Origin of the sequence: Paracoccus aminophilus JCM 7686, from assembly GCF_000444995.1 — a bacterium.
GTDB lineage: Bacteria > Pseudomonadota > Alphaproteobacteria > Rhodobacterales > Rhodobacteraceae > Paracoccus > Paracoccus aminophilus.
In genome coordinates, this window is the sequence record NC_022041.1 from 2066815 (window position 1) to 2082168 (window position 15354).

Here is a 15354-nt window from a genome sequence, read left to right on the forward strand (position 1 = left end):
CCTCCGTTATGACCGGATTGTCAGGGATGCCGCAGCGAGGGCTGCGACCAGTGCGCCAGCGTCATGCGTAGCGGGCGGGGCAGCGTCGGGCGTGCCCCCTTTCAACTCGGCCAGAAGCGCGCGGCGTTCCGTCCGAGGCATGCCAGTCTTGGCGAGGCGTGCGTCGATGCGCCGGGTGGCATTCACCCCGCGCGCCGCCTCCGCCTTGGTCTTGTCTTCGGCGACGGCATCGGCCGCGAGAAAGGCATCGGCCAAACCCTCTTGCACCGCCTGCTCGCCGTTGAACCAGGTCTCGCCATCCATCCATTCGGTGACCTTGGCTTTCGTCGCCCCGGCCCGATCGCTGTAGACCGTGGCCATGGCATCGTCGAAGGGCTCCATCGTCCGCGCGGCATCGGCAAGATCGTGACGATTGCCGATCGCCATGACCCAGGAGTTGTGGATCATCAAAAATCCTGCCTTGCCGATCTGGATCTCATCGCCAGCCATGGCAATGATCGAGGCAGCCGAAGCGGCCAGTCCAATGACCCGCACCGTCACCTTGCGGGGATGGGCGCGCAGGGCGTTGTAAATCGCCACGCCCTCGAAGAAGTCGCCGCCGGGCGAGTTGATATCGACCACGACATCCTGATCGCCGATGGCACGCAGGGCAGCGGCGACCCGTTTCGAGGTCACGCCGCCACCGGTCCAGTAATCCTCGCCGATGACATCGAGGATGCTGATCGTCGTCTCGCCCGAAACCGCAGCCATCATGCCAGGGCTCCAACGCTCGACCGCATCGGCATCGGGCTCAAAGGCGCAGACCGTGGGCAGGCGCGCTGCAGCGATCTCAGGCAGTTTGCGAAGGCTCATTGCCCTTCTCCTTTCTCTGGCCCAGAGCGGGCGGCAGGTCTTTGGGATCGATCTCGGGAAGATCCTGCAGGTCGCGGATTTCCTTGACTGACATCCAGGGCTGATGCCCCCCGGCGCCAAGCGCCTTGGCGAAGAACTCCGACTGATCCTTCATCGAGCCGCGCAGCAGCGCCCCGTCATTGAACTTGGCGTAAAGCTCTTCCTTTTCCGCGCCGGTCAGGACCGACCGGCGGATGGCTTGCTCCCAAGCCGTGAACCACGGCGCGAGCCCGTAGCGCACGAAGAACTGGCCGAGCACGTCAATGCCCGATCCCCATGAAGTGTCGTCGAGCATCAGGAGCGGGCGCGGCACGCCGAAGACGCGGGCAATCTCTTCAATCTGCATGCCGCGCATCTCGAGATGCTGGCTGTCGCGACTGGTTGCGGACGGCACATCCCAGGACATGCCCTCTTCGAGGATCATCTCCTTATAGGCCCCATCTGCCCCGCGCCGATCCTCTAGGCTCGCCTTGAGCCGGGCGAAGGCCTCAGGGCTGATCTTGCCCGGATGCTTCAGGATGCCGCCGACGATCATGCCCTGTTTGAAGAGCCGCCCCGCCGCCTTCTGAGCTTGCGCGGCGAGGCCGATTGCTTCGGCGGCCTGTTTGACCAAGGACATGCCGCGCAGCCCATCCTCAGAGAGACCGCGCAGATGCAGGATCTCGTTCGCGCCAAAGATCTGCTTGCCGCCGCGCGCGGGCTGATAGTGATAATCCACGGCCCAATCGGCGCGCTGAACCACGGTCACCGTGCCGGGCTTCAGAGGCACCAGCCGGATCGGCCGCCCCATGCTGCGCACGATCAGCGCGAAGGCATCGCCGCGCACCAGCGCCTGCAACTGCATCCACGCCTTGAAGTCGAAGGCTGATTGCCAATCGTTCGGCTGAACCGCGAGCAGGGCATAAAGCGGATGCTCGCGCGCCTTGCTGCGGTCCTTGCTGTGGTGAAGCTGCAAGGGCAGCATCCCCATGGCAAAGCTGATCAGGCTGACGCAGCGAAACACCGTGGTGTTGCGCAAGGCGCTGGCGACCGAGACCTGTCCGCCGCTCTCGGTTTGGCTGAGCGCCGCCATCAACTCCACGATGCGCGGATCGCTCAGGTCATAGGAAGGCGGACCGTCGGAAACCGCGGCTTTCACCCCGCCTTGACCGAGCAGCGCCGCGCCAAGGCGGTTGAAGTATCCCATCAGATCACCAAAATTCCGCGTTCCTCGTAGATGGATGGCCCGGCACCGCGTGGCCTGCAGAGCGCCACACCGGTTGCCATGGCGAGAGAGACCATGCCGTCGATGCGGCCATAGGCATTGGGCTTGTCGAACATCCGATGCCCGGTGCGGTTCTCGGCATAGACGACGCTGGCCGCCATGCTGTCCATGAGCGGGTTGCGATCGATCAGGAAGCGCTGCTCATAGAGCCCCGCCTCCAGCTTGTTGATGCTGTCGGGCATCCACAAATAGATTTCCTGCTGGCCTTCGGGCTGCGAGGCGTCCTTTTCCAGGATCCGCTTCTGAAAGCCCTGCGGGTGGATCTCGGCCGGGATTGCCGCGCCGATATCCGTCAGGTTCTCCTGCAGCCGCTCGAGGCCGTACTGGTCGCAACCGATGGTGATCGGCGCGAACTTCGCGTTGAGCCGCGCCGCCGCATCGGCGAGCCAGGCATATTTGAGCCGGTCGCCCGGCACCGCCTCGAGATAGCCCTGCTGATGCCATTCATCATAGGGCGTCTGGTCCAGCGCCGCGCGATCGGCGAGCGTGTCCTTCGGGGTCCAGAACCAAGTCTTGGTCACGAAGCGCTCGGCGTCACGGGTCGCATCGATTAGCCAGAGCAACGTCAGCGCGGTAAAGTCCCGCGTCCGGCTGAGGTCGAGACCGCCATAGCAGGGATAGCCCGCACGCAGCATCTCCTCCTCATCGACCTCGCCTGTGCAGGCGAGCCAAGCTTCACGCTTGATCGCCGCCGTCTGCGCCTGCGTCCATTCGCAAAAGTGCAGCCGGGCGATGCCGTTGCGCTTGCCCGGCATCATCTTCGCCTGGTTGACTTGCTCGGCCAGCCATTCCTCGGTGATCGTCTCGCCCAGCAACGGATTGGCCTTGACCCAGCAGCTCGGATCATTGGCCCAGTCGTCGCCCTCATCGAGCGAGCAGACAAAGGCGAAGGTCCGATCATCCTCCTTGATCCCCGCGGCGACCTGCACCGCGTGCTGATGCTCCTCCCAGCAGATCGACTTGCGATCAGACCCGCTGTTCGTCGCCATGCAGAGCATCGGCTGCTTGCGGAACTTGAAGCCGCGCTCGAGCATGTCGATCGTATCCCGGCTCGGATGCTCATGGACCTCATCGCAGAGTGCCGCATGCGGACGCGGTCCGGATTGGCCGCGGGATTTGGTCTCATTGGCGATCGGCTTGAAGAACCGCTTGCCACCATCCTTGCCGCGATAGCTCAGCTGCCAGACCGGCTCGATCCCATGCTGCACGATCTTCGATGCCAGCCGCGGCGATTGATCGACCATGGCCACGGCGTCATTGAAGAGGATGCGCGCCTGATCCTTCTTGGCAGCCGCTGAATAGATCTCGGCGCGCGCCTCGCCATCGCCGACCAGCAGGAAGAGGCCAATGCCGCCGAGCATCGGGCTCTTGCCGTTGCCCTTGCCCTCTTCGTCATAGAAGCGGCGAAAGCGGCGCAGCCCCGTTGCCTTGATCTTCCAACCAAAGAGCGAGCCGACGCGAAACGCCTGGCTCGGATGGAGCACAAAGGGATTGCCTTCGAACTGCCCGCCATTGAGCCGCAGGTTACGGGCGAACCAGCCGATGACCCGCTTGGCCTCATCGACATCCCAGACGAGCCCGCGCCCCGGTCCTTCGGCCAGATCGCGGATGTGCCGCGCGGCGGCGTTACGCACATGCGGCCCGGCAGTGACCTTCCCGGCCGCCACATCCTCGGCCCAAGCGGTGACTGGATCGGCCGCATAGCGATCCGCCGGCGCGGCTTCAAGTGAAGTCATCGCCGTTGTCCGGGAAGGTGAAGCCAAGCTGGCCACCCCCGCCAAGCGAACGCTCTGCCGCCGGCGTCATACCGAAGTCGCCCCCAAGCGCACGGATCTGCCGCCAAGTCTCGTTGAGCTGGGCGATCTCGGGCCGGGATTTGATCTGGATGCCGTTGCGCGTCTGCGCGGTATAGGTCTCGCCCAACTCGGCCAGCAGCAGCTGGTAATCTTCGTAGCGCACAACCGACCGGCAAAGCTGAACGAACATGAAGATGTTGATCTCGTTCAGTCGGGCCTTGGTCGGATGGCAAAGGTGGGGCGCCAACCGGTCATAAACCCAGCGTTCTTTGTCGAGCAGCCCTTCGGGCCGAAGCTCGGCGGCGCGGGCGATAGCACGGGCCTGCAGATTGTGACCGGCGTCGCCGTCGTCCTTCATCGGCACGACGACAGACTCGGCAGGCTTGCGTCCCCTTGCCATTACCTCTTCCTAACCTTGGGCTTTTTCTATCCAATTTCGACTTTGCGCACAGAAAGGATGGACGCCGGTCCCTGGGCCCGACGCCCCTGAACTTTCGACCTCCCCCCTCCCATCTGTGACATTTTGGCAACGCGCTGACGGATCGCGCTGGGGCCCTACCGGTTCGCCGGATGCTGCGGGTCGAGCGGCCATCCGTCCGGGCCCCGCGCGTTCGAGAAGCCCCGCACCTCTTCGCGCTGCTTCACCACGTCATGATGATCGGGGCAGAGCGTCTGCCAATTCGACTGATCCCAGAAGAGAACCAGATCGCCGCGGTGCGGGATGACGTGATCGACCACTAGAAAGCGCCGCTTCGGGTTGCCCTGCGGCTCGCCCGACGCTGACCGAGATCCATCATTGAGGATGCCGCGCAGCTGGCACATCCGGCAAAGTGGTTCCTGTCGCAGATGCGCAAGCCGGGCAGACCGCCACCGCGCCGTCTTATAGAGAGCGTGACGCGACATCGCAGACCCTGAAACGCAGTGCGCCCGGCTTGGGATGATCCCGCCGGGCGCACTGATAGATGATAGAAAGATTGATAGGGCCGTGCGTCCTAAGCAGTCAAGAGGGTTTGACTTAGGCTGGCGCAAAATGTCCGCGCATGCGCTCGAGGACCGCAGTCAAAGACACGACAAGCATGTTGATATTTCGCGCGGTCCCAGTCCACCCATGCCGCTCCAGCACGTCGCGAAACGACCGTCCATGCAGGCAAATCTCATCAACCAGCACGCGGTCGTGAATGATCCGCGCGCCACCCTCACCCCGCGCCGAGGGCCGAACTCGACGCACCGCCATGGCGACACCGGCCCCGATGCGACGGCGCAAAAGATCGATCACCCTGCCCTCTTCGATGAAGGCATCAATGAACTCGCCACCCGAGCTTGAGCCACCGCGCCCAGCCTCAAGGCTTGAGCAGCGCATCCCGCCCGCATCATGGCGTTCGACCAGATCGCGATAGAGCCGCGCAACCTGAACCTGCCCCGGCGAGAAGGGCGGCGCCGCCTTTCTCCGAGCCGCTCGGCGGGCAAGATCGTCAAAGACATCTGCCGCGCGCACGGCGTTAAAGCCGCGCCAGCCCATTTCCTCGACCTTCCAACCGGTTCCGTCCTTCGGATCCGGCACCATGCGCAGCGGCGTCACCACCACCTGCGGCCCCCGCGCGGGCGCCACCGGGATCAGCGGACCGCAGCCCTCTACCGGTGTGGCGCGCGACAGAACCGCATCGAGGCGCGCCCGTTCTTCCGCCGCCCTCCCTTGGGCCATTTGCCGATAGTCCTTGGTCATGCTGCAACCCCTTCCCCGATTTCGCGGCAACGCTGCAACGCCGCGTTGCGCCGATCCCACCAGTCAAGGTCCACCGGGCCGAGCTCACCTTCTCGGGCCAGGCGGCCTTCGAGATCACGATAGCGGCGCAAGGTGCTCGCCGCGCCATCGCGAATGGTGCCGAGCGCCCAGGCAGACGGCCAGCGTCGGTTCTTTCGCAAGTCGAAAAGCAGTTCGGGCGCCCAGCCTTCTGCGATCGCGGTCTGGCCGCAGGCATGAGAAAAGACGGCGCGGATCAAGGGTGAAGCGCTGTCGCCCGGCGGCTGGATCTCGCCCGCCCATTGCAGGATCTGGTTCGAGATCGGGAAGCGATCGCGATCCTTGCCGCCGGGGCTTGCCGCGACCTGCTCCTCAAGCGCCATCAGGCTCCCAGCCGACATATAGGCGAGCCACGCGCACATATCTCTGACCATTTCCTCGAAGTCAGCAACGGTCAGCGAGGACGGCTTGGCCAGCCCGCGCCGCTTCAATGGCTCGACCAGAAGCTGCATCACCTTTTTTTCGCCCTGTGCCTGTTCTTCGCTGTTCATCTCACCCTCTTTCTCAGCACATCCCGACTTATCCACAGGCGCGCCCTTCCGATTGCGCGCGATCCGTCTGTGTCTTTTCGTTTCATTTCTTTTCGTTTCCTCTCCTTTCAGCGGTCACAGAAAACCGGCAAAAAAAGGGGAACGATCCGGAATATTCCGTGAAATTCCGTAATGATCTGTGATTGTTCCGTAATATTCTGTAACCGTCACAGAATGTGACAGATCGCGCGGTATGCGGGTCACGCCATCACCTCGACCTGAAATTCGCTCAGAGCAGCGCGGACAAATGCCTCGCGACGTTGCGCTTCGGGGTAGCGTTCTTCGAGCCAGTCATTGAAGCGATCTAGGAAACCCGGCGACCGCAGAAGCTGCGGAGCCTGAATGCGTTTCTCAATCATTTCGCCCAGATCCTTGATGCGCTTTGCGCGCTTGCGATCGTCTCGATCAGCTTTGTTCTTACGACTGGATTTCAGGGCTTCCAGCGCCACTTCCGTGACCACGGGGTGCGCGTAACGGATCTCGCCATTATCGCAAATCACCCGCGTCCAATTGTGAAGAGGGCTGACATCTCGTTTGCAAAGTAATTGCCAGCGCTCAACCGTGATCCCTAGCGCCCGCGCCAACAGGCGCTCGTCGGTCGGCAATGTTCCGACCGGCGTTTCGTCATGGGACTCGCAGAAAAGCAGAAAACCAAACCAACCGATTTCGGGCTCAACCAGATTTCGGAAGGTGCTCTTACGGAAGCGCTTGAGATTCCACTGAATGAAGAAATGGCTGTCCAGCCGATCTTCAGCAGAAATAGGATACTGAGGCAGGGCATCTACCCCCACAATTTGAAGCTTCCGGAAGGCGTCACTCATGGTTAGCCCTCCCGAGAACGGTCACCGAGAAGCCGACTATACCGGTGCGCGACCCGCGTCTGGCGGCTCCCCTTTCTTGCGGGCTGTTGTCCCCCTTTGTCGCAATTTGGCGTCCTTTACCGCGACCTCCAAAGCTTCCAAAAGCACTGGTTGCGTTAAACGTCGCTCGGCTCCGCACTGAACCTCGACCCATCCATAAAGGGGATTGATATCCCTCCGTAACAACCTCTCCCACTCGGCTTGAGTCAAATTGAGAAGACGTCCGCAAATACTGAGGTCCTGGGGAAGGGTCGCAGGCGGACTCTGACTCATGGATATCATCATTAAATTCAGCGCGGCTCCCTGCACGTCCATGTCCGCAAGGAGACCGAACGTACAATTCCGATAGCGCCGGAAAAACACAGGAAACCAGTGAATATGGTTCCACCTCAGATTCAATGGATATGGATACTGTAGAATATCGCCGTCCATTTTTTTGCCCTCGCTCGTAAAACCCTTCGCTTAGAGCAGTTAAAGTAATCGGCGGACGCGTGGCATAAAATATGAAGTCAAGCGCGGTCATGCGACACCTCTCTTCGCGGCTCTCGCATCCACCGACATCAGCTGAGACAGGATCCGGTCGTGTTCGCCACGCCGCAGCCATTTTGATGCCGTGCTGCGATGAACAGAGAGTGCAGCGGCGAAATCTTTAATCGACGGCCAGCTGTGACTGCCAACCGAGACCGGGCGTTTATGTGCGCCGGGCTTCCAGTTGCAGACAGGCCCACGGCCGAGGCGGTCAAGATTGCCGTGACGGTCAAGGTGGTGGACAACGGTCTGACAACTGACGCCAGCGGCTGCCGCAACTGCGCGCATGCCGTAATAGTCGCGCCCCTGCCACGGATAGACACCCGGCGAAGGTCCAGGGCGACGTTTAGGCACGGGTAATACGGTCGCGCTCTGCGGGAAATTCGATCGCTTACCCATGGAGGCGCGCCTTCGGATAGCCTGCGATCACGACGCTGGCCTCCTCGCCGCTCTCGCGCAGATCTGCATCCCGGATCCGCGCGACCAGCACGCGAGAGAAGGAGATGCCTTTGCCGTGATCGCGGCTGATTTCGGAATAGCTGTCACCGCTCACGGCGCGGCGCAGGATCACGAGGTCGCGCTCATCGGCTGTGCGAGAAGAAGCAATATACATCTGATCCGTCCCTCATGCGCATTCGCGTTTGTTTGAGAAAAGGCGGGGCGATCTGAGCAGAGACCGCCCCGTAGTTGGTCACCGGAGCCGGACAGGCTAGACGGTGACGTTACCGGGACCGGAGAACCTCGGCTTATTCGCGACTTGCGCCCTTGATCCGTTGGAAAAATCTTTCCGACTGCGATTTGAACCATTCGGCATCGGCGGCGGAGCGACCCGCCACCCGAAGCGCCCGACGATGCCGGGCGGCGTAATATCTCTGAGCCATGCGCCAAAGCACCCGCATCATTCCGCCTCCGGATCGATGATCTGAAACACCGCTTCGGCGCCGACCAAGGCGACAACCTTCAGCACATAGCGAAAATGCGGGGCATTCTCCCGGCGCAGCCAGTTGCGCACGGTGCGCGAGGTGACCGGGCGACGATCAGAGGTCAGGACCTCAGCTGCGCGTTCCGCCAGATCGTTCTCGGACTGCGCCTCTGGGAAGGCGCGCCAGAGCAAGCTGGCAAACCATGCCCGCTCGGCTTCCTCGCCGCTGCATTTTCGGAAAGACATTTCAGAAAGTCCTGTGCTGTTGTGTCCCCGTGCAGAAGGACGATCATCAGAACGGAGAGAGGATGCGGCAGGGCGAACGCTCATGTCGCATCCTCGGGAGGTTGGGTTGAGGTAAATAGATTCGCCAGATCTGGACGCACCACGCGAACAGACAGGCCAAGAGCCGCCGCAAACAACGCAGCCTTTTCCGCGCCAATGCGGCGCTTGCCTCGCTCAATTTGGCTCAACATGCCGCGCGAAATACCCGTAGCAGTGCAGATTTGCGCCCTCTTGAGTCCGGATCGGGAGATATGATCGGTCAGGTTCATGAGCGTATTTCACACATTGTAAATTTTACATCAAGTGAAATTTTACTCTGTGTTTCTGGCCCGGCAACCTCACCCGTGCAAAGTTCACGTATGAAATTTCGCCTAAAAGAACTCCGCGACCGCAAGGGCTTGACCCAAGAGCAGATGGCCGAGTTGCTCGACATCTCTGTTTCATTGTATAATGGGCTAGAGAACGGCAAGCGCCGCATGAATGCCGATTACATTGAAGGCGCCGCCGCAATCTTTGGGATTCCCGCACCTCTTTTGATCGATGTTCCGGCGACCCCAATTGCAGTTGCGGGATGCGTTGGTGCTGGAGCACAGGTCCCTCTGGTAGATGCCACGGAACACGGCGACGCACTGTTCCATATTGCCGCGCCCGAGCCCTTACTGCGCAACGGCCCACCAAAAGACATCGCTGCTGTCGAGATTAAGGGCGACAGCATGTCCCCGATGTATCAGCCGGGCGACGTTCTGTTTTACACGCGCCACACGCATGAGGGCATTCCCGAAGAAGACATTGGCCGACCCTGCATTGTCGAGGACGCCAACGGCATGGCGTGGGTGAAGCAAGTCAAGCGCGGTGACTCTCAGGGTCTCTGGAATCTTATCTCACTCAACCCGACCGCAGAGACCATGCACAACGTTAGGATTAAATGGGCTGCACGCGTGATGCTAGCGCTACCCGCGGAAATGGTCGAGCGGCTATGATGGCGCCCCTTTCCGAAACCGTAGACCAGTGGGCCGCGGCGACCCGCGTCATTCTTGGGCTATTGCAGCTGCAAACCGAGAAGCCAGGTACGTTCACCCTGAGCGATCTGCCAGGCCTTCTTCAGAAGGCAGCCAATGAACGTGATCGCCATGGCGATTTCGGGGCGGCCAGAATGTTGGAGACTTGGGCGTACAAGCTGACGAAGCCCGTGGAAGAGTGGGAAGTCTAAAGCCAGTCACCACGCCAGCCCGCCTTAACTGGCAGGCTCTGCATTTGAGGCTCAACCGCAAGTGACGTGACGTACATTCCTGCCATTCCGTGCGCTCGAGCACATACCTCAGCCAATGACGCGGGTACTGGATTGGCAGTTTTTAAAGAGTTCTTGTCGATGTTGAACGCGTCCTGCCGGAAGGTTGGGCGCGTTTGAGCATATTGAACCAGAAGGACTTAGATAGCTTGAAACCCATTTCAGAAGTGTTTTTGTGCGAAGACGTGTTCGGCGGCATCCATCATGTCAGGATGACGGTAAGCGCTGACGAGGTATGGTATTCCATCGACAGCAATGCAGTCGCCACTCCGATTGATGAGGCTGCTAAGGTTTTCCGGATAGAAGGAAGCGGCGTCATAATCCGCCGGATCAGCTAGCGGGCGCCTTCTAATCCGCCACTCAGCCCGCTCATTGGCGGGCTTTTTCATGCACCGCAGCTCGGCGCCGTGGAGGCGACAATGCGACCCACCCTGTCTGCAGAGCAGTAAGCGCATGTATTTCACAAAATGTAAAATATCAGATTGACCTAATTTTCACATTATGTGAATTAATATCCATCCTCAACCGGATGGAGTCCGCAGATGCACATTCCCACCGTCCTGTCTGTCCGAGATCTCGCCACGGCCGAGCCGGTCTCTGACCTTGAGCCGGAGGCGCTGACCGCCCGTGCGATCGCGATCCTGAAAGACACCAGCCGGAACCACGCCGGCCGCGTAAACGCTGCGCTGCGCTTGCTCCGGAAGGCAGGTGAAGCATGATCGCCTTCGCCCACCCGGTCAAAGCAGCCGCCCGCCCAGTCCCCCGCATCGGCGCCATGCTCTCCGGCGCGTTCCGCGCGGTGGCGCTGGTCGCTGCGACCGTTTCCGCGGTCATCCTCGCCGCAACGGTCTGGCATGTCGCGGGCAGCGCGATCAGCTGGACGGAGGTGCAAGCCTTCGTCGCGCCGACCTCACTGGAAACGCGCGGACGCTCGATCGAGCAGCTGGTCGAGGGGGTGCGCTGATGTCGAAATCCCCACCCACGCAGCTCATGGGCCCCGAGTTTGCCGCACAACTGCCGATGCTGGCAGTTCGGATGCTGATCACCGAGGACCTGCTGCGGCGCGCGCTGCATGAGGTCCCGGGGCTGCGCGACAGCGCTCTGGGCAGCGCCATCGTCACCGCGATCACCGCGCCGAACAGCCAGATCGCCGAGAGGGCGCTGTGATGGCGGCCCGGTTTCGCGCGGACCGGAACGGCTGGATCGTCGACAACCTGACCGGCCTCTACATCCTGCAGGTCGCCGTGCATGTGCTGGATGAAGACACCGTGCATCGGGTCACGGCATCAATCATCGTGGCGCTGCACGCCGAATTCGACCCCACCGGCCTTAATCCCAAGACCTGCCTCGCCCAGCCCACCGACTGAGCGCAGCAGAGCCGCCGAGATGGCAGTCCCGGTGGCGCCAAGAATTCCCGCTGCGCGCCTCCTCCCTGGCGCAGCAGGAAGCCCCCGAGGCCGTGCGGCCTTGGGGGCGATACCTCCAACCAGAACCGCGCCCGGCGGCACCGGGCATTCCCGAGCGTCAGCAGCGCAAGGATCGCGACATGGATATTCAGAACAGCTTCGACGGCATGCCGGATCGGCTTCCGCCTCCGACCGGCAACGGTGGCGCCGAGATCATGCGCAGCGCAGACCGCAAGCGCCGCAAGGCCCCGCCTGTGAAGGAGACCGCAGAGGACCGCCAGCAGAGCGACCAAACCTATGGCATCGCCGCCGACGAGCTTCGGCAGTTTGTCGAACAGTTCGAGCAGCTGGATGCGGAGAAGAAAGACCTGACCGAGCAGCAAAAGGAGCTGATGGCCGAGGCCAAAGCCCGCGGCTACGACACCAAGGTCATGCGCAAGGTCATCGCGCTGCGCAAGCGCGACAAGGACGATGTGGCCGAGGAAGAGGCCATTCTCGAAATGTACAAAGCAGCATTGGGAATGATGTGATGAACGCTTTTTCCGAAGTCATCGCCGAGGCCGCGCCGGCCGCATCCGCAACCACCATCCGCTGCACGGTTGCAGATCTGCGCCGCGCCGTTTCCCTGGCGGCTGGCGTGGTCGAACGCTGGAACCTCATCCCTGTCCTCGCCTGTCTCGCCTTTCACCCTGCCGCAGGCAAGCTCACGATCTGCGGCACCGACCTCGACCGGCTGCTCTCCATCGACTGTCCCGCCGAATGCTTCGCGGAATTCGGCAGCTTTACCCTCGACGCTCGCCAGGTCTCCGCTCTGTTGCGCGGCGCGGAAGCCAAGGAAATCGTCACCATCCAGCGCGAACCGGCAGACGCGGCCGGCGACGTTCTGTCCATCCAGCTCGGGCCGCTTACCATCAAGCGCCGCCAACTCATCCCGATCGAGGACTGGCCGGTCATGGCCGAGATGGACGGTGAACACGAGGCGATCACGCTCCCGGAGGGTGCATTGCGCAAGGTGCTCGATACCTGCCGTCATTGCATCTCCAGCGAGGAGACCCGCTATTACCTGAACGGGGTCTACATCCATGCGGTTGAGGGCCTGCTTGCGGGGGTCGCGACAGACGGGCATCGCCTCGCGCTTTGCTCTTCCGGCCATCAATGGCCGCTCGCGGCGCAAATCCTGCCGACGCGCGCGGTTGCAACCCTTGGAGCGCTGCTCACTGTCGGTGGCAGCAATCCGATCTCAGTCACCGGCTGGACCAAGCCGCGCATGAAGTTCGCGGGTGAAGGCTGGTCCCTGACAGTCAAGACGATCGACGGCACCTTCCCGGACTATGATCGGGTCATACCGAAGCCCAACAGCGACAACTACAAGGGCCGTGCGGTTCTCGCACCGGCATTGTTTCGACGGATTCCGCCCGGCATCACCAGCGAGCGCCACGCCGCCGCAAGGCTCGATCTCGCCGAGCGCAAACTGTCGATCAGCGCACCGAGTGACGGCTTGGACGCTTCCCTTCCGATCGAGGCGGAGGGCGAGGTAACCACTGGATTCAACATCCGTTACCTGCGCGATTTTACCATGCACCACGGCACCATCAGACTGCAGATCAACGGAAGCGGTGACGCCGCGCTGATCCACTCCGAGGATCCGGACTTCCTCGGCGCCATCATGCCCATGCGGGTGTGATCATGATGGCCCACAAACCCCTCGCCCACCGCGGCATTGAAATCGTCGCCCATGATGTCAGCTGGGCTTACTCATGGGCCGGTGAGGAGAACGGCCTCTCTGGGGCCTCTCAAACGCGAGCGGGAGCCATCCGCAAGATCTCGCGGCGCTTCGGGCCAGAGCCGAACTCCCGGCACTGCGCGGGAACCAGGCAATACGACCAGAAATGGCAGGCACTCGATGAGAGCTCACTTTACTTCCCGGAGGATCGGTTATGATTACAAATCAGCCCCGCCTACTCGGGTGCCGATCAGGCTGGTCGGGGGTAATCGTCCAAGACCGCCTGCTTGATCATGTTGATAGCAGCTTCTTCGGTCCATGCGCGACCGGAAGCGCCGGGAACATTGTCAGCAGACCATTTCCAAGGTTGGCTGCCAGGAGCGGGGCGTTTGTAGGAGAGATGTCCGACTGGGATGTTTCGCAGTTGGACAATCCAGCGGTCGATAGTGCCGATCTGATCGACACCCGTTGCTTTGACTTTTTTCCACATAGTGACACTGCTAGCGCAAACGTCCAAATATTACAACCTTTTGCAGCCTCGTCTGTGAAACTGCAGGGCGAATGCTCATACGCCCACTGCCCGCCGTCGTCGCCGCGGACAGTCAGCATCTGGTCATCGAGAAGAACAAGAGGGTCGGCTGATGAGAGCTGAAATCGCCTTCGCGCCGCGCTTATTGGCCGAGCCGGAAGCGGCGAGATACCTCGGCATGTCTGCGACCATGTTGCGCTCACTCGGGTTGCCTCGAAAGGAGGCGCGCTCCAAGCGCCTGTATGATCGGTTCGACCTGGACGATTATGCAAGCGCCCTCCCTTATGAAGGGCAGAACGACGCGGAAGAAGCAAAAAGAGCAGACGAGGCATTTGGGCTATGAGATTGAAGGGTGTCAGGCGGCAGAAGCGCGGCGATCGAGTGGTGAAATATCATCGCGCGACGGGTGTTCGCTTGCCAGACTTGCCAGAATTGCATCCTGACTTCATCGCAGCTTGGGCATTGGCTCAGTCTCAAATCGGATCCATTCAGGCCAAAGCTATACGCGGCGTGAACCTCGGTTCGATCGCGGCCGTGGTCAACAACTTCCTCGCGTCTCAGGACTATCTATCCGGGAGCCCTGTCTATCGCGCCATCCTCAAGCGCAATGCTGAGCAGATTAAAGAGGCCTACGCCGATGTGCCTTTCCGACTAATAGAAGCACGGCATATCGAGGCTGATCTATCTAAGTTGCCACCGAACCCCGCAAACGCTCGTCTGAAAACTTGGCGAAAACTCAGCAAGTTTGCCAAGCGTACGGGCAATGGCGACAAGGACGCTGCGGCCCTGGTCTCGAAGCGCAAGGAAACCATTGTCGGGCACAAAACGTGGACAACAGACGACATCGCCAGCTATCGCAACAAGTGGGCTGTCGGAACTGTGCAACGAGCTTGCTTCGAGCTCCTCTATTGGACGGCGGCGCGGACCATAGACGCCGTCAAGCTCTCCACTACAAACGTTGGTATGGATGGCATCCTAACGTTCATCCAGAGCAAGACCAAAGGCCCTGCATACGTCCCCTGGACAGCTCCCCTGCCGGATTTCGCGAGCTCGTGGCAGTGCGAGCGAGAAACCGTCCATCACGCAGTGGAACGCCTCAAGGGCGGCTTGACGTTCTTAGCGACCTCGAACGGAAAGATGCGGAGCCACAAAGGGCTGTCGAACGTGATAGCCGCCGCCGCAAACAGCGCAGGCCTGAACGACTGCACGGCCCACGGGCTCAGGAAAGCGCGTCTCACCGCCATCGCCGAAGCGGGCGGAACCGCGCATGCGATCATGGCATGGGGAGGTCACAAAACGCTGCAAGAGGTCGAGCAGTACACCCGCGCGGCTGAAATGAAGCGGCTGATCAGCGGTCCGGGAACAAATCGGAACACCGTATCACGAGCAGAACACGATACAGAAAAAGCGAAAACGCCTTTATTTTCAATGAGGGGAAAATGATATGGCGCACCCAAGAGGATTCGAACCTCTGGCCTCTGCCTTCGGAGGGCAGCGCTCTATCCAGCTGAGCTATGGGTGCGAGCTGCCC

Annotated in this window: 23 protein-coding genes and 1 tRNA gene; 10 read left to right on the forward strand and 14 right to left on the reverse strand. The window is 61.3% G+C overall.

The features are described 5' to 3' along the window. Positions 1-6: 6 nt before the first annotated feature. The 11 genes from JCM7686_RS10070 to JCM7686_RS23950 form a co-directional block, all read right to left on the reverse strand. On the reverse strand, positions 7-852 hold the full coding sequence (locus JCM7686_RS10070; protein ID WP_020949981.1) for a head maturation protease, ClpP-related: 846 nt from the start codon (positions 850-852) through the stop codon (positions 7-9). Continuing rightward, positions 830-2077, reverse strand: a complete 1248-nt coding sequence (locus tag JCM7686_RS10075) for a phage portal protein (RefSeq protein WP_020950737.1) — start codon at positions 2075-2077, stop codon at positions 830-832. The genes JCM7686_RS10070 and JCM7686_RS10075 overlap by 23 nt, the downstream gene beginning before the upstream one ends. Further along, positions 2077-3891 carry a terminase large subunit gene (locus JCM7686_RS10080; protein ID WP_020949980.1) on the reverse strand — a complete coding sequence of 605 codons (1815 nt, stop codon included), beginning with the start codon at positions 3889-3891 and terminating at the stop codon, positions 2077-2079. The genes JCM7686_RS10075 and JCM7686_RS10080 overlap by 1 nt, the downstream gene beginning before the upstream one ends. Continuing rightward, positions 3878-4351: a P27 family phage terminase small subunit gene (locus JCM7686_RS10085; RefSeq protein WP_020949979.1), complete on the reverse strand. Its 474-nt coding sequence runs from the start codon at positions 4349-4351 to the stop codon at positions 3878-3880. The genes JCM7686_RS10080 and JCM7686_RS10085 overlap by 14 nt, the downstream gene beginning before the upstream one ends. A gap of 155 nt (positions 4352-4506) precedes the next feature. After that, positions 4507-4854, reverse strand: a complete 348-nt coding sequence (locus JCM7686_RS10090) for an HNH endonuclease (protein ID WP_041527164.1) — start codon at positions 4852-4854, stop codon at positions 4507-4509. Positions 4855-4966: 112 nt separating this feature from the next. After that, a complete protein-coding gene (locus tag JCM7686_RS10095) occupies positions 4967-5674 on the reverse strand; it encodes a hypothetical protein (protein ID WP_020949977.1) in 708 nt (235 codons plus the stop codon). Further along, positions 5671-6243, reverse strand: coding sequence for a hypothetical protein (locus JCM7686_RS10100; RefSeq protein WP_041527268.1), 573 nt, complete (start codon positions 6241-6243; stop codon positions 5671-5673). The genes JCM7686_RS10095 and JCM7686_RS10100 overlap by 4 nt, the downstream gene beginning before the upstream one ends. A gap of 239 nt (positions 6244-6482) precedes the next feature. Continuing rightward, a complete protein-coding gene (locus JCM7686_RS10105; RefSeq protein ID WP_020950739.1) occupies positions 6483-7103 on the reverse strand; it encodes a hypothetical protein in 621 nt (206 codons plus the stop codon). A 958-nt stretch (positions 7104-8061) separates the two neighbouring features. Further along, positions 8062-8283 (reverse strand): hypothetical protein, encoded by a 222-nt coding sequence (locus JCM7686_RS10115; protein WP_020950741.1) that lies wholly within the window; start codon positions 8281-8283, stop codon positions 8062-8064. 285 nt (positions 8284-8568) lie between these two features. Continuing rightward, complete coding sequence (locus JCM7686_RS10120; protein ID WP_041527103.1) at positions 8569-8838, reverse strand: hypothetical protein; 270 nt, start codon at positions 8836-8838, stop codon at positions 8569-8571. A gap of 80 nt (positions 8839-8918) precedes the next feature. Beyond that, the gene (locus JCM7686_RS23950; RefSeq protein ID WP_084621061.1) at positions 8919-9146 is read right to left on the reverse strand and encodes a helix-turn-helix domain-containing protein; all 228 of its coding nucleotides are present in this window, start codon (positions 9144-9146) and stop codon (positions 8919-8921) included. On the opposite strand from JCM7686_RS23950, the gene JCM7686_RS10125 reads away from it, so the two are divergent. Next, positions 9129-9857, forward strand: a complete 729-nt coding sequence (locus JCM7686_RS10125) for a LexA family transcriptional regulator (protein ID WP_020950743.1) — start codon at positions 9129-9131, stop codon at positions 9855-9857. The two genes, JCM7686_RS23950 and JCM7686_RS10125, sit on opposite strands and share 18 nt — an antisense overlap. Next, positions 9857-10087 (forward strand): hypothetical protein, encoded by a 231-nt coding sequence (locus JCM7686_RS10130; protein ID WP_236635809.1) that lies wholly within the window; start codon positions 9857-9859, stop codon positions 10085-10087. The genes JCM7686_RS10125 and JCM7686_RS10130 overlap by 1 nt, the downstream gene beginning before the upstream one ends. 239 nt (positions 10088-10326) lie before the next feature. On the opposite strand, the gene JCM7686_RS24375 is transcribed toward JCM7686_RS10130, so the two are convergent. Further along, a complete protein-coding gene (locus tag JCM7686_RS24375) occupies positions 10327-10554 on the reverse strand; it encodes a hypothetical protein (RefSeq protein ID WP_148292604.1) in 228 nt (75 codons plus the stop codon). A gap of 153 nt (positions 10555-10707) precedes the next feature. On the opposite strand from JCM7686_RS24375, the gene JCM7686_RS24695 reads away from it, so the two are divergent. The 6 genes from JCM7686_RS24695 (at position 10708) to JCM7686_RS10155 (ending at position 13255) form a co-directional block, all read left to right on the forward strand. Continuing rightward, positions 10708-10884: a hypothetical protein gene (locus JCM7686_RS24695; RefSeq protein WP_158442354.1), complete on the forward strand. Its 177-nt coding sequence runs from the start codon at positions 10708-10710 to the stop codon at positions 10882-10884. Continuing rightward, positions 10881-11129: a hypothetical protein gene (locus JCM7686_RS10140; RefSeq protein WP_020950744.1), complete on the forward strand. Its 249-nt coding sequence runs from the start codon at positions 10881-10883 to the stop codon at positions 11127-11129. The genes JCM7686_RS24695 and JCM7686_RS10140 overlap by 4 nt, the downstream gene beginning before the upstream one ends. Further along, positions 11129-11332, forward strand: a complete 204-nt coding sequence (locus JCM7686_RS24380) for a hypothetical protein (RefSeq protein ID WP_020950745.1) — start codon at positions 11129-11131, stop codon at positions 11330-11332. Before JCM7686_RS10140 ends, JCM7686_RS24380 begins: the two co-directional genes overlap by 1 nt. After that, on the forward strand, positions 11332-11532 hold the full coding sequence (locus JCM7686_RS10145) for a hypothetical protein (protein ID WP_041527272.1): 201 nt from the start codon (positions 11332-11334) through the stop codon (positions 11530-11532). Before JCM7686_RS24380 ends, JCM7686_RS10145 begins: the two co-directional genes overlap by 1 nt. Positions 11533-11786: 254 nt before the next feature. After that, the gene (locus JCM7686_RS10150; protein WP_051201646.1) at positions 11787-12101 is read left to right on the forward strand and encodes a DUF2312 domain-containing protein; all 315 of its coding nucleotides are present in this window, start codon (positions 11787-11789) and stop codon (positions 12099-12101) included. Continuing rightward, positions 12101-13255 (forward strand): DNA polymerase III subunit beta, encoded by a 1155-nt coding sequence (locus JCM7686_RS10155; protein WP_041527273.1) that lies wholly within the window; start codon positions 12101-12103, stop codon positions 13253-13255. Before JCM7686_RS10150 ends, JCM7686_RS10155 begins: the two co-directional genes overlap by 1 nt. A 289-nt stretch (positions 13256-13544) precedes the next feature. On the opposite strand, the gene JCM7686_RS24385 is transcribed toward JCM7686_RS10155, so the two are convergent. Beyond that, the gene (locus JCM7686_RS24385) at positions 13545-13784 is read right to left on the reverse strand and encodes a hypothetical protein (protein WP_148292605.1); all 240 of its coding nucleotides are present in this window, start codon (positions 13782-13784) and stop codon (positions 13545-13547) included. Positions 13785-13935: 151 nt separating this feature from the next. On the opposite strand from JCM7686_RS24385, the gene JCM7686_RS10165 reads away from it, so the two are divergent. Beyond that, the gene (locus tag JCM7686_RS10165; protein WP_041527275.1) at positions 13936-14166 is read left to right on the forward strand and encodes a hypothetical protein; all 231 of its coding nucleotides are present in this window, start codon (positions 13936-13938) and stop codon (positions 14164-14166) included. Then, positions 14163-15266, forward strand: coding sequence for a tyrosine-type recombinase/integrase (locus JCM7686_RS10170; RefSeq protein ID WP_020950748.1), 1104 nt, complete (start codon positions 14163-14165; stop codon positions 15264-15266). The genes JCM7686_RS10165 and JCM7686_RS10170 overlap by 4 nt, the downstream gene beginning before the upstream one ends. Positions 15267-15268: 2 nt before the next feature. Here the strand turns inward: JCM7686_RS10170 and JCM7686_RS10175 are convergent. Then, a tRNA-Arg gene (locus JCM7686_RS10175) sits at positions 15269-15345 on the reverse strand. Between the last annotated feature and the right edge of the window lie 9 nt (positions 15346-15354).